Below are 13,781 nucleotides of genomic sequence, written 5' to 3' on the forward strand. Positions count from 1 at the left end.
GTCAGGCTCAGCGCATCGCCGTTCGGGTCACTGTCATTGGCCAACAGATCGCCCGCCACATTGATGGTCAGCGCCACATCCTCATCTGTTGCCAGAGTATCGTCGGTTGCAACAGGCGGATCGTTCACCGGCGTGATCGTCCCATCCTCATCGGCGATCGGGTCACTGGCAAATTCAAAGTAATCCACCTGCGCGGTGTAGCCTGTTGCCGGGCCGGTATTACCGGCAAAGACACCCGCCTGACTGACGGTCATTGCGTGGTTAAAGCTGCCGGCGGTGGTCCAGTTCTCTCCATCCTGGGAATAGTCCAGGGTCCAGGTATCGCCGGTCCGGTCCACTCGCAGATACGGGGCACTGCCGCCGGGGATGACCACGTTGAACTGCATCGAAGTGTTGCCGTCGATGGTGATTGCCGCAAAGGCGCGCAGATCAGTGCCGTCCGAATAGGTGTCGAACCGGATCCAGTTGTCTGCATCCTGTTCAACCAGCAGGCCCTGCATCTGATATCGCTCGGTTGGCGTGGTCAGAAATCGGGCCTCGAGGGTAAAATCCGCGTTAGCCTGACTCTGCATCGCCCGCGCACTGTTGTTGGTGCCCCAGACATTGTGATCACCGTCCGGCGTGACAAGTTCCAGATAAGCATCTGAACCAGCCACCCCAAGCCCCACAGAAGTCCCCTGCGGACCAGTAATGTTCCAGGCCGGATCAATTGAACCAGAAGAAAAATCGTCAGAAATGCTCAATACGCCCCCCCACCGAACAATCTCGGCTATAACTCACCACCATGCTCCAATACAAAATGCTCAGACAAAAATGACTTAAAACCCTAAAAATAATAAAAAATACACAGGAAAGCCCCAGTGTATTTTACATTCTAAAACGGGATTTCAACGTAGCCCCCAAAAAACCAAACACCGACAATCAGACACAAAGAGCGGGAAACTTCGACGCATTACTCTTTGCGAAAAACACCATCATTTTTCGTGGAGAATTCTAACATACTATCCTGAGAGGGTCACCAAAATTGTCGAAGGCCACACCCCAAAGTGATTACTGTTATACATGTGGAAACAAAGACAAGGGTTTGAGACCTTAATCTGGGAAGCCGCTGCAATCCGACAGTCGCAATTCAGGTTCAGAGACCACCGTTTTCCATCGTGCAGCATTATCCTGTTTAGTCGTAGCAGTATACAATGGCGCGATGCACCTTTCTGCGCGGGTAGGGGCATAAGAAGGGGGCACCGGGTTACATGCCACCTGTGACAACCAGAGAACGGCATGTTCAACTTGTGCACTACCCTTGTGCAAGTCGGTAACTACAGTGAGACTAGGCTCGGTCTGGCCCAAGATATGGTGGCGCGAGCAGCTTTGCCAGGAATTCATCCCAGCGTTTCATTCCCATAATCTACCTGCTTTAGTGCAACAAACCTCGGTGGGCTTAAACTATGGTCAACCGAGTTACGGTAACATGATACTATCGAATAAAGATGCCATATTTTTGCCGGCACAATTTATGATCTCACCAAAATTTTCTTCAAATCTGCACGCTCACCTTTATTCAAGCAAAACCCAAATAAAACCGCAACGTAAACCAATGCACCGTAAACGGAATAGGCTATCAACATATGCCAGCTTTCCGGCTGTTTGTTTAGGTCCAGGGCAATCCAGACAATACTGGCGGCTATCGCCGGAGAGTAACCGGGAACCAAAACGCGCCGGAACAAATCGGCAAACGATCTTTCAATAATCTTAAGGCAGAGAATCCAAAAGAATAGGATCTGAGCAAGAATGGTGATAATTGTCAGCGACAAGGTTGCTCCAACTGCGCCCAATTCGGTAAAGCTCAGGAAAGAAATCATCAGGATCAGCCCGAAAAACTGAAAGATGAATGCGGCCGAAAAGAAAGCCTTTACCTGTTTTGTTGCTATTGCTGTCAATGGAAGTAAGGCCATTGGCGACGTAAAGGGATAGATAATCATAAACAGGATAATAACCATGGAAGCCTGCGAATACTCTTCACCCAGATAAAGGTGAACGAAGCTGTCCGAGTAGATCACCAGAGGTGTCGCAACCAAAAGCGTTATCCATGACGCATATCGCCCGCCACGAAGTACAGTCTCAGCCAGTCTCCGCTTGTCATCCAAGGCATACATTGCCGTCAGGGCTGGCTGCAGCGTTTGAGCGGCAAGCCCTACCGTACTGTCGATTTGCCGGTAAAACGTCGCCCCAATATGGTAGCAGGTCACATCTACAGCTGTGCCATAAATATTCAGCAATATGGTCGCTGCGTTTGTGTACATTATTCCGCCCAAACGACCAATTGTGGTCCAAAGACCAAAACTCGTCAACTCTTTGGCCTGGCTCCAGCGAAACTTACCGCGCTGAAGACGTAATTCCGGAACCAGAAACCTTGCGCGAATGACTAACACGATGGAATAAATCGTATCAGAAATTACAGTAGCTATTACCACCCAGATAACCTGAGGTCCAAAATACAATAGGAAAAACAGAAGAAGCCCCATACGGATTAAATCACGGGCGATGCCGAAAAGATTTAATTCAATAAACCGCTGGCGAACATGAAAACCGGAAAGGAAGGGCAAAGCTAACATTTGCAACGTGAAGCTTGCCACCAATAAAAGCAACATTGACTGCGCTGAACTCACCATGCCGGGCGCGATGTTCAGAAACTTTTCTATATTCAGGGCGAACGCTGCCCCACCAAGCAGAAAAATAGCGCCGACAACAACAAGCGGAGGAAATATGGAACTAATCAGGACAGGTATGCGCGCAAAATCCCCTTTTGCATATGCTTCAACCACATAGCGACTTATGCCTCCGGTAAAAAAAGAAAAGAAAAGCGGTGCAAACACCATCAGGGACGTAACGATCGGAAGGATCGCAAATTCTTCGGCCGTTATGCGGTGCAGAAGATATTGATACATCCACAGAAGGACGGTAACATTGAGTGCTTTGGCAAGGACCGAACTTGCCGAGTTGATAGCGACCAGCTTTTTCGAAACAACGATGTTCTTGTGTTCAGCCACACAGAATTCTCGATTTGGTTACTACTGCAAAATCAGACTTCAAATCCATGCCATTTACCTGATCCACAATCTCAGCTTTGTAAAGTGCGTTTGATGAAGCGCCCGAATCCCTGGGGCTAAGCCAAACAACTCTACTGAAGGGATCGTACCACACGCTCAGGCGCGGGCGGCGGCAACGCATGGTGCCTGCCCCAAGCCCACCAGGTAGGCACATTGCTGCTACACCCTTTACAAATCAAAAGGGTGATTACATGTTTTGAGCACTCTGGTTTCGATTAAATCAGGGTCTAATTTATTGCATGGAATATTACTGTGACCGGAACACGGCCTAGTCCAAGATTGAGTATCGGAATCCCTGTTTACAATGGCGAAAAGTATTTGCGGGTTGCTCTGGACAGCTTGCTTGCGCAGACATTCGAAGATTTCGAAATCATAATTTCCGATAATGCTTCGACGGACAAAACACAGGGGATTTGCGAAGAATACGCCGCCAAAGACATCAGAATTCGCTATGAGCGGCAGGCGACCAATCAGGGCGCGGCGGCCAACTACAATCGAACATTCGAACTGGCCCGGGGCGAGTTGTTCAAATGGGCAGCACATGATGATGCCTGCCTGCCAACGTTCCTTGAAAAATGTGTTGATGCTCTCGACAAGGCCGGGAAATACACTGTTCTGGCTTACACGACCGCAACCACCATCGACTCAGATGGAGAAGCCATTATTCCTGATCCATACGCCAACGGTGACACGCTGCGGCCAAGCAGTAAATTCGCCGCCGCACGCGTCGTACACACGTTGCGATATATAAGCTTGGCCAATGCGACCTTTGGAGTGATCCGAAGTGAACATCTCAGACGGACTCGTCTCATTGGTCCCTTTGTGGCCTCCGATTATGTCCTGATGATTGAGCTTGCCATGTTGGGTCGTTTCAGCAGGCTGGATGAAAGGCTTTTGCTGCGACGCAAACATTCCGAGGGGTCGCGGCATGAGGCCAATCCGACACTTGCCGATGTCGAGAAATGGTTCCGTGGAAACAGTGACCGCAAGTCCGTTCTTTCGCCACGGCTTAAACTTATGCTGGAGTATTACCGTTCCGTTTTCGTCGCGGATGTGCCCACAACCACCAAGCTGGCCTGTGCCAGCGTCATCCTTCCCGCAATGGCCGAGAGAAAACTTCGAGTCGCGGCAGGAAAGTGGAGGCGCCAAATAAGGCGGTCCACACTGGCACCCTGATTTTATTGCTCCAAAGCAGCCAAGAACGCTTTTACATCTCTTAACTTGTCTGCATTGTTCTTTAGCCACTCGAGGTCGCGATCCCACCATCGTGACGCAAGCAGAGCATCGATCGTTGGCTCATCGAACCGATATCTCAGTATCCGGGCCGGGACACCCGCAACTACTGCGTATGGCGGAACATCGCGCGTAACAACCGAACCGGCACCAATAATAGCCCCGTGCCCAATGTTCACGCCCCCCTTCACAATAACGCCATGTCCAATCCACACATCATGTCCAAGCGTTGTTTTGGTGATGTCCTGATGCGCGTCCTCAGCCACCAGATCGTAGCCTACATGGGGCAAGGAGCGGTAGAAATACGGATGCGTCGAGACAAAATGATCTGGGTGATCAGCCAGACCTATCGTCGAAAATGGTCCGATTGAGCAAAAGCGCCCGATATCCGTCAGGCTGACCCGGCATCCAACCTCGACATAGCTGAAGGCCCCGAAATTGGAACCGGAAACATATGCCGGACCGCCCAGTCGGCAACCGGTCTCGAACGTGTTGTTGTCAGCAATCCAATAATCGAACTCCGGACCCAATGAGCGCAGGCCATGCCGCTTTTTCAGGCGTTGGCGCAACAGAGCACGCCGGACACCGTGAGGCATCAAGTTTTCGAGCACGCGGATCAGTCGACTACTCATCGGCCAGATAACTTACGGATTCCGGCCACCAGAGCGGTATGTACAGTGCCAGATTTTTTTTCTGAGCTACGATAAGCAGATTCTGCAAGCTTCAGACCCTTTCTGATTGCTGGCCCGCTTATCGCCAGCGAACCTTCGTACCAATGTTGCCATCCCAGGTTTGGAAACTTTCCTGCAATCATTTCATTACAAATTGACAGCACCGTGTAGCGATGCACTAGGGATTTGGATGTTTCTTCAGAAGCCTGGGCCCCCTCGAATGGGAAGCTGCCCCAAGCCGCCGCCTCATTCTGATCCGGCTGTGTCCAGAGCGCTGTAATCAAATCGCAGGTTACATCACGCACATCCGCATAGGGGTCAACCAGATCACTATCCAGCACCAGATGCTCGGAAAACGTAGACAGTGTTGTGTTGTAAAGGTTCAGCCCCCATTCAATCACAGGCTTGTTAACGCGGACGGAGAGATCGGGCACCACAGCACCATCTTCTCGGCGATAACCGGTTACAGTGCCATGGTCAGCTGCACAGAACATCTGGACACAGGTTCCAAATCCCCGGGATCGCTTGATGCCCTGATTTCGGCGGTGATCATAGAGATAGCAATCCGTATCAGCGACCCACTCGGGCTCTTGAGCTGGCATGGGCAAGCCTGCGTCCTTCGGGTTATCCAGTCCAATCAGAAAGATACGCGGCGCCCGGCCACCGGCATTTTTTACTAGGGCATGTACAGCGCGAACCTGGCTGCCCACACCTCCGAAATCAATTATCCCTTGAGAAACATCATCCAGAAGGCCTTCCTGCCTGAAGTAATCGGTTAGGATTTCGCGCCGCCGGGATGCACGCTCCAAAATCAACTCGCGCAGTGGCCCTTCAGTTAGTTGGGCGCGTAAGGCTTCTGAAATTTGCGAGGCAGAATGCGTTACATCCACATCTTCGGGTTCATCCAGAAACTGCGCGATATCATCCCACTGAAGATCAAATCTGGCAAGGAATTTAGCTATAGATAAACTTGGGACATCCCGGAAAATCCAGCCTGTCTCTTCCTCGTCGGCACTGAATGTCGCCGCCAGATTGGTAGATTTCCGGCTGACATACAGATAGCCGATTTCAATTGGCAGCTGTAACCGCGACACCAAAGTGCGGGCCAGTTCAGCTAAAATCTGACCGTCTCGGGCAAGAAACACGAGGCGTTCCAGCGAAAGTTCCTGAGCTCTTTTCAGGATCCAGAGCACGTACCCCAGCAGGGCCGGGGCTGCAACACCAGCCGCTACATCGCGGATTGCGGCCTCTCTGTCATCTGTTGCCGTCGTTGCCAAACGGGTCATCCGGCTTGCGCCAGCCAAAGAAGATGCAAAGCCCGCAGTGGTCGTAGCGGCGTCGGCGAGTATTTCTTCATACTTGTTCAAACGCCCGCTGGTACACCAGCGCGTCTCAATCCCCCTCCTCAACGGAACAGCGACATCCGAGTGGGGGTGATCGCCCATATGCAGAATTTGGCCCGGTGAATTGTTTTCTGACGTAAGGCGCTCAAAAAGTCGGCCGGAAGCTTTTGATTCAGCGTGTTCAGATGACACCAGGCAACGGCTGTCGGAAAACCAGAGCCCGGCCGAATTTAGTCTGTCTTCAATAAAGGTGGCAGGAAAATACGTGTCCGAAGTGTACACCACAGGAAGTCCCTGTGCCTGGCAACGGTCAAGCAATCGCTGGGCCGCAGGGACAGCACGCAACATCTCAGCTTCCAGCGAAAGTTCGGCCTCTGCCAATTGCGGGACCAGTTGTTCATCCAGATGAAGTCGACTTGCGACTTCGACATAAAAATCCCGGAGCCCGGCTTTGGAATCTAATCCGCCTTCGCGCCGCCATACGGCCTGCTCGGCGTTCGCCCGGACCTGCGCGAATAGCTCAGGAGAACAGTTTATCATTCCTTTGGTCGCCAGACGGCGACCCAGCCAGATGAACAGATCATGTGGACGACCGCACGCCCGGGTTAAAACTGTATCAAAAACATCTAGCGAAAGTAGCGAGGGTGCCTTGGGCTGAACTGCGCCCATATCACCAAGATCATCAAGTGACCTAATATGGTACGGCTTTGCGCTGCGGCGTGCTTTGGATGTGTCCACTCTTTATGTCCTAATACCAATAATATGAATTCTTACCGTAGTCTGGCTTTATTGCACAAACCTAATAATGGCTGCAGTGCCGCTTTCCTCGGACAGAGTTATTCTATGGTCTCTGTGATGCGTATGCCAAGATCTGTATAACGGTCAGACAAGGCAGTTCGGGTCCGGGATTTCGCGATCGGACACCAAAGTTCTGCGTCACGAGCCTCTGCCAATGTATCTTGACGCGTTTATGGCATTGCTACGGGTAAACACACCTGTTCTGCGGGTTTTCAGGGTTAGTTTTTTGCAGGCAGCGTGGCGACTCCGATGAGGGCGCCACAACTGGTACCGGTGCTCTGATGTATGGGATGCCCGGGGACGATTCGACCGCTGACCTACTGCCCAGATTGTTTGATAATTTGGCGTATATTCTGGAAGAAACCCATTATTTGAATTCCATTTGGAAACATTTCGTCGGTCACGCCCGCTCTGAAAGTCTGCTCAAAACCCAGATCAGGAAACCGGACGCCTTCAGGAAGATACACCTGACACTCTTCGGATTGATCCTGAACGAAGATCAGCGCATTGCTGCCATCTTGACGGAACTTTGATGACCTAGATACTGGGCACGGTTTTCAAACTCAGGATTTTTTAAAATGACCAGTTATATTGCCAGACTGAAAACCCGCCTTGTACGTATACCCGGAAACGTTCGGGCACGAGGGAAGGAATAGTGAAGACCATCCTGCATATCACCGCCGACTATCCCGATCTGTATAATGAGAGGAAAACGCTGGCGATCAAAAATCTGCTGGAAAACACAAATGGTTTTCGTCATCTCGTTTACTCGATCAACCGAAAATCCGGTCTTGGCGGCCTGCAACTGATTGGTCGTCAGAACGGTGTCGCCACAATTTGTTACAAGGCACCGCCCCTGAGTATATTTCTGGAAACGTTTCTGTCCGGAGTGGCGGATTGGATCGTCAATGATCTTCGCGAAACGAATGAAGAGGTCCATTTGTTGCATGCGCACAAGCTTTCGATTGAAGGTCTGGTGGCGCAACGCGTGTCGAGAGCATTGGGACAAATTCCTTATATTTGCACAATTCGTGGGAACACGGATCAAAAGTACCTCCGCCTGAAACTGCAAAAGCGCGAAACCTATCGACAATTGGTCGGGGGGGCCGCGCTGTTGCTTCCTGTGACGCCCTGGATCGAACGCTATGTGGACCGGACCCTTGGAGCAGACCGGGCGCCCAGGCAGCTTTTGCCCACCATCAGCCAGAGTACCGAATTGCTTTCGCCACAACCGGGGAACGGTCGGTTGGTTGCCGCGTTTCACCTGGCCGGGTGGCGCCTCAAAGGAATCCCCAACCTCCTCTCCGCGATATCGGGGCTAAGGGCGGCCGGAACTCTGGTGCAACTCGATATCATCGGTGGGGGCGATGAGCATCATAGCCGGGCCATTCAGAAGCAGATCGAAAAACATAATCTGGAAGATCAGGTTCGGCTGGTCGGGGCCATACCTCATACTGAAATTCAGGCACGGCTGAACACGTATTCGGGGTTTGTGCTGCCCACACTACGCGAAACTTTTGGCATGGTTTACATCGAAGCGCTGACAGCGGGATTGCCAATTCTCTACTCCGAAGAACGGGGGGTGGACGGGTTCTTTGACGACATGGATATTGGGGTTCGTTGCAACCCCAAGTCGGTTCAGAGCATTGAATCGGGCCTGCTTCGGCTGACCGGGAATGAGCAGCATATGAAAACCGAACTTGCAAGATATCAGGCCGAAGGCTTCTTTCGCCGTTTCAATGCCGGAAGCGTTTCTGAATCATATGCAGAAGCGCTGCAGAGGATTTTTGATGACGATCAGGTTACAGTTGCAGGTGAGGCGTATTGATACGCACGGTTGCCGGTATGACACACAATAATGATAAAACCGCGCGAAATATGAATGGTATAGCAGGTGAGAGTATGAGTGAAACGGTCAAGGTTTCTATCCTGGTCATTAGTTTCAATACCAAGGATGAAACACTGGAGGCGCTTCGTTCGGTCGTAAAAGAGACCCGAGACGTCCCGTATGAAATAATCGTGGTCGATAATGCATCCGAAGACGGATCAGCCGCCGCGATCCGTGCCGAATTTCCGAATATAAGATTGATTGCGTCAGAACAGAATCTTGGCTTTGGAAAGGCCAACAATCTGGCAGCCGCTGACGCGAAAGGTGACTTCCTGTTGCTTCTGAACCCTGACACAGTCACGCTGGGGGGGGCTGTTGACCGGCTGGTCGACTTTGCAACGGTATATCCCGATAACGGAATCTGGGGTGGTCGTCAGTTTTATTCCGATCTCAGCCTGAACACGACGTCGTGCTGGCGGCAAATGACAATCTGGGGACAACTTATGTGGGCCTTGGGTTTGCTGAAGATGTTTCCTGACAACGGGCTGTTTAACTATGACGGCTATGGTGGATGGGACAGGGCCGATATTCGAGAGGTTGAAACCGTTTCCGGTAGCTTTCTGTTGATCCGCAGGGATCTGTGGAAAAAGCTGAATGGCTTCGACACTACCTTTATCATGTATGGCGAAGACGCGGATCTTTGTTGTCGGGCCCGTCAGGCAGGGGCCAGACCCATTGTGACCCCGAATGCCGAAATCATTCACTATGGGGGGCGATCCGAAAGGGTCCGCGCCGACAAGATGGAGCGCCTTTTGCGCGCGAAAGTCGCCTTTTCCAAAATTCATTCGAATTCGTTCCATGCCCTTGTTTTTCGGCTGGTTTTCAGGACGCTGGTCATAGTTCGGCTCTTGGGGTTCAGCCTCAAGAGGATCATCCGGCGGGATCAGAGGTCTGCGGATTCTTTTAACGTCTGGCACGATGTCTGGGCACGGCGACGTACTTGGCTACAGGGATATTGATCAAAATGCAGGATTTTGCAGCTAACACTTCATCCAGGCCCATCAGGCTTTGCCTTTTTGGGGCCTCTCCGGATACGGCAAACCTTGGTGTTTCAGCCCTGTTTCTTTCAGTGATGCACGCGATTGCAACCCGTCATCCGAACGCACAGGTGACGGTTTTCGACTATGGCACCGGACCGCGTGTCGCCACCCTTCACTTTGATGGAAAGCCGTTCCACTTCACCCGCATCGGTGCCAATCTGTCCCGCCGCTATTACCGTCGGGACAGCCTGTTCAACATGCGCATGAGCGCGGCACTTGGCGGGCTGGGAAATCCCGGCGTGCGGGCAATCGCACAGGCCGACGCCGTTCTCGACATCAGCGGGGGCGACAGTTTCGCAGACATCTACGGCCAAAAAAGGTTTGATGCCATAACGCAGACCAAACAACTCGCCCTGCACCAGAACACACCATTGATCCTTCTGCCTCAGACCTACGGCCCGTTCAGCGCGCCTTTGGCACGGCGCATCGCCGGTGACATCGTGCGTGCATGCGGCATGGCCTGGGCGCGCGACGAGCGGAGCTTTGAAACACTGAAGGATTTGCTGGGTTCGGATCTCGATCCCGCGCGGCATGACACCGGGGTCGACGTTGCCTTTGCCTTGCCACACAATAAACCCGAAACCATGCCAGACAAGCTGGTGGAGTGGATGAAGCCGGAAAGACCGCGCCCGCTTATTGGCATCAATGTCAGCGGCCTGATCCACAATCGGGGGGAGGAAGGCTCCCGGCAGTTCGGCTTCATAAGCGATTATCGCGATATCATCCACCAGACTCTGTCCCGGTATCTCGAACAGACCGAAGCGAATATCGTGCTGATCCCACACGTCCTGGCCGCCAAGAACAATCACGATACCGACCCCGAAGCCTGTTGGGATGCCGCCCGGGCGCTGAACAACGAAGAGCGGCTGCTTGTTCTGGATGAACGTTACGATGCCATGGAGATGAAATGGGTAATCTCCCAGCTCGACTTCTTCTGCGGCACCCGCATGCATTCGACAATCGCGGGGCTATCATCCGGAGTGCCGACAGCCGCCATCGCATACAGCAAGAAAACTCTGGGTGTCTTTGAAACCTGTGGGCAGGGTCAGCATGTGGTCGACCCGCGCAGCGAAACGCTTGAGCAATGTGTTGATGGTCTCTGGGAGGCCTGGGAACACAGGGTCAGTGCGGCAAAGACCCTGGCCGAGCATTTGCCGGGCGTCAAAAGCCAGGCCCAGAGTCAGATGGACCGGATTTTCAGCTATATCAAAAACCAGAAAAACACATCCGCCAGGACGCTCTGATAGCCGGTGATCGTTACCGGCTCCAGTCACCTTCGGCGTGCATGGAGCGTGGCGTGAAAGCCATCTGCAGCATTCTGCGTGCGCGATAGAGCCTAATTCTAACCAGGCACACCAAAGCCAGACCCCGTTCCCGGGTTCCCCGCAGGCGTTTGGACATCAGCACCGTTCCGATTTCTCCTGCTGGCGAGCCGGCAACGGCGATGGCCCGGACCAGCCAGCGCAACCTGCCGAAAGGTTTCATGTAATAGTCCGAGTAGTCGTGACTGATATGCCGGTCCCATTTTCGGGCCAGTTCCACAAAGGATTTGTGGGCGGGGTGATGGACAATCATGTCTCCAAAATAAATTGTGGTATAGCCGAGGGATTTTGCCCGAAAGCCCCAATCCCGATCTTCCGCAACCTCCAGCCCAGCGAAGAGGCCGACCTTTTCGAACACCTCCGCACGCATGGCGAGATTGCCGGTGCCGGAATATCCTTCAGCAATATATTTGCGGTTACGATAACCGTAGATGCGCTCATATGGCTCCAGAAAGGTGGGGTGCCCGGGAATGGCATATTGCACCTGGACATCGCCGCCAATAATTTGCGTGTCGGGATTCCGAAATGCTGCCTCAATCACAAAAAGCCAGTTTTCATGGGCATGGCAATCCGCGTCGATGAACGCCAGAATATCTCCGTGCGCCTGTTCTGCGCCAAGGTTACGGCCAGGTCCGGGGCCAAGTATCCCCTGAAACAAAAGCCGTACTTCTGGGTAGACGCTGCAGATATCCTGCGGGCTCTGCGTTGACCCATTGTCCACGACGAGGATTTCCACATCCGATCCATGGTTCTTTTGCCGATGGAGCACGTCCAGGCAGGTGCGCAGATGCTCGGGTTGATTGTAGTGCGGAATGATGACGGAAATCAGCATAAAGCAATCTCGAAAATAATTTGATGAAAAGGTATCAGATGCCGCGCAATCCAGAAAGGCGTGGACTGATCTGCTTCAACCCTATGATACATCCGTATTTGCCATTTCCCCGCGAATAAGAAATCAGAATCCCGGTTTGTCCGTGGTAAAGTGAAATGGCTAATTCAGAAAGAGTCCAGTCAGAGAGCCTGCACTTGCCTGGGAAAGAAGTAACGGACCTTACGATTGATCCGTCGGTAATTGCATATGTACGATAACGATTCGAAAATCAGGTCACTATCAGATTTGTTCTGAATATGGATACAGTTCCATACGGAACGTCAATTTTGATGCCTGTAATTGATTAATCGTTCCTGTCGGAAAGTCTGGAAAAAGGGTGATGAACCCTTACATAGATCAAAAGACTGACCAGTTGGTGTGACGGTCGTTGCAAGAGTTTCGCCCCAAGGGGTAGGCGGGGAGAGTTGTGACCGCTACAATCGTGATCTGATTGAATCGTATTATGAGCTCGGTTGCTTTGTTCCATAGCCGTTTCCGAGTTTGTTTTGTTGTGTCGAGTGTTGATGTTTTTTGAAAGTTGTCGTTCGCATGAGCAATGATCTCTATGTCGAGCATTTCGGGCTAACCGAGCGGCCGTTCACGCTGCTGCCGGATCCAGGTTTTTTGTTCTGGTCAAAGGTTCACAAACGCGCCTTCATGGTGCTAGAGTTTGGTATCCTGTCCCGGGCTCCCATCACTCTGATCACCGGCGAGATCGGATCAGGAAAAACGACCCTGATCCAGAAACTTCTTAGCCAGATGGATGATAATATCACCACTGGCCTGATCTCGAACGCGCATCGCGGGCGTGGCGAAATGCTGCAATGGGTTCTGAATGCGCTGGATGTCCCGGTCAATCCGCGGGTTCCCTATGTGCAGCTTTTCCAGACGCTGCTGGATTTCCTGATTGCAGAATACGCCGCCGGTCGACGGGTGGCGCTGATTTTTGACGAGGCACAGAACCTGTCGCGCGAAGGCCTCGAAGAACTGCGGATGCTGACCAATATCAACTCTAACAAAGACGAACTGGTGCAGTTGATTCTGGTCGGGCAGCCCGAGTTGCGGGACATGGTTCTGGATCCAAACATGCGCCAACTAGCCCAGAGGGTGGCAGCCAGCTTTCACCTACCAGGCATGGACCGGAAAACCGTTACCGACTACATCGCACACCGGTTGCAGGTCGCTGGCGGCACTGGTGAGGAATTCACGCCCGGGGCTTGTGCCATGGTGTATGAGACGACTGCGGGCATTCCGCGCCTCGTCAACCAGCTTTGCGAATTTGGCCTGCTATATGCCTGGAGCGACGATAGCATGACTGTGTCGGAGAGAATTGTGCAAAACGTTCTGGACGATGACGTGTTCTTCGGAGCGCTTTCTACGCCGGATTGCGGCGAGAAAAAAAAACTTCAGGTTCTGACGCTAAATCAGGAAGAGCGAATCCTGCCAAAGGAAAAGGCGGGGTGACAGTGTTGGATTACAATCGGGCTCAGTTCGACGGAAAACGGGAT

The 13,781-nt window shown here is 52.3% G+C and carries 10 protein-coding genes; 5 read left to right on the forward strand and 5 right to left on the reverse strand.

Features of this window, described 5'->3' with window-relative positions; translation table 11 throughout:
- Together DHN12_RS24965 and DHN12_RS22185 are read right to left on the reverse strand one after the other, a co-directional pair.
- The coding region (locus tag DHN12_RS24965; protein ID WP_159090165.1) for a DUF1349 domain-containing protein at positions 1–743 on the reverse strand (743 nt) is incomplete at its 3' end.
- Positions 744–1,511: 768 nt separating this feature from the next.
- Complete coding sequence (locus tag DHN12_RS22185; RefSeq protein ID WP_108862134.1) at positions 1,512–3,047, reverse strand: oligosaccharide flippase family protein; 1,536 nt, start codon at positions 3,045–3,047, stop codon at positions 1,512–1,514.
- 339 nt (positions 3,048–3,386) lie between these two features.
- On the opposite strand from DHN12_RS22185, the gene DHN12_RS22190 reads away from it, so the two are divergent.
- Entirely contained in the window at positions 3,387–4,283 is an 897-nt protein-coding gene (locus DHN12_RS22190) for a glycosyltransferase family 2 protein (protein ID WP_159090167.1), read from the forward strand.
- 2 nt (positions 4,284–4,285) lie between these two features.
- Here DHN12_RS22190 and DHN12_RS25120 read toward each other — a convergent pair whose 3' ends face one another.
- Positions 4,286–4,972 carry a CatB-related O-acetyltransferase gene (locus DHN12_RS25120; protein WP_108862136.1) on the reverse strand — a complete coding sequence of 229 codons (687 nt, stop codon included), beginning with the start codon at positions 4,970–4,972 and terminating at the stop codon, positions 4,286–4,288.
- Positions 4,969–6,672 carry a hypothetical protein gene (locus DHN12_RS22200; RefSeq protein ID WP_234416753.1) on the reverse strand — a complete coding sequence of 568 codons (1,704 nt, stop codon included), beginning with the start codon at positions 6,670–6,672 and terminating at the stop codon, positions 4,969–4,971. The genes DHN12_RS25120 and DHN12_RS22200 overlap by 4 nt, the downstream gene beginning before the upstream one ends.
- A 1,135-nt stretch (positions 6,673–7,807) precedes the next feature.
- On the opposite strand from DHN12_RS22200, the gene DHN12_RS22210 reads away from it, so the two are divergent.
- The 3 genes from DHN12_RS22210 (at position 7,808) to DHN12_RS22220 (ending at position 11,324) form a co-directional block, all read left to right on the forward strand.
- A complete protein-coding gene (locus DHN12_RS22210) occupies positions 7,808–8,980 on the forward strand; it encodes a glycosyltransferase (protein WP_159090170.1) in 1,173 nt (390 codons plus the stop codon).
- A 74-nt stretch (positions 8,981–9,054) separates the two neighbouring features.
- Complete coding sequence (locus tag DHN12_RS22215) at positions 9,055–9,999, forward strand: glycosyltransferase family 2 protein (protein ID WP_159090172.1); 945 nt, start codon at positions 9,055–9,057, stop codon at positions 9,997–9,999.
- 5 nt (positions 10,000–10,004) lie between these two features.
- Positions 10,005–11,324 carry a polysaccharide pyruvyl transferase family protein gene (locus tag DHN12_RS22220; protein ID WP_255415481.1) on the forward strand — a complete coding sequence of 440 codons (1,320 nt, stop codon included), beginning with the start codon at positions 10,005–10,007 and terminating at the stop codon, positions 11,322–11,324.
- A 13-nt stretch (positions 11,325–11,337) separates the two neighbouring features.
- Here the strand turns inward: DHN12_RS22220 and DHN12_RS22225 are convergent, their stop codons facing one another.
- The gene (locus tag DHN12_RS22225) at positions 11,338–12,234 is read right to left on the reverse strand and encodes a glycosyltransferase family 2 protein (RefSeq protein ID WP_199913567.1); all 897 of its coding nucleotides are present in this window, start codon (positions 12,232–12,234) and stop codon (positions 11,338–11,340) included.
- A gap of 588 nt (positions 12,235–12,822) precedes the next feature.
- Between DHN12_RS22225 and DHN12_RS22230 the strand changes: the two genes are divergently transcribed.
- Positions 12,823–13,737, forward strand: coding sequence for an ExeA family protein (locus tag DHN12_RS22230; protein ID WP_108862142.1), 915 nt, complete (start codon positions 12,823–12,825; stop codon positions 13,735–13,737).
- The last annotated feature ends 44 nt before the right edge of the window (positions 13,738–13,781 follow it).

The organism is Ruegeria sp. Alg231-54, from assembly GCF_900143525.1.
Taxonomy (GTDB): Bacteria; Pseudomonadota; Alphaproteobacteria; order Rhodobacterales; family Rhodobacteraceae; genus Ruegeria.

Coding starts and splice junctions, on each gene's coding strand:
- DHN12_RS25120 (WP_108862136.1), bottom strand. CDS start 4,972: ATGAGTAGTCGACTGATCCGCGTGCTCGAAAACTTGATGCCTCACGGT.
- DHN12_RS22215 (WP_159090172.1), top strand. CDS start 9,055: ATGAGTGAAACGGTCAAGGTTTCTATCCTGGTCATTAGTTTCAATACC.
- DHN12_RS22220 (WP_255415481.1), top strand. CDS start 10,005: ATGCAGGATTTTGCAGCTAACACTTCATCCAGGCCCATCAGGCTTTGC.
- DHN12_RS22225 (WP_199913567.1), bottom strand. CDS start 12,234: ATGCTGATTTCCGTCATCATTCCGCACTACAATCAACCCGAGCATCTG.
- DHN12_RS22230 (WP_108862142.1), top strand. CDS start 12,823: ATGAGCAATGATCTCTATGTCGAGCATTTCGGGCTAACCGAGCGGCCG.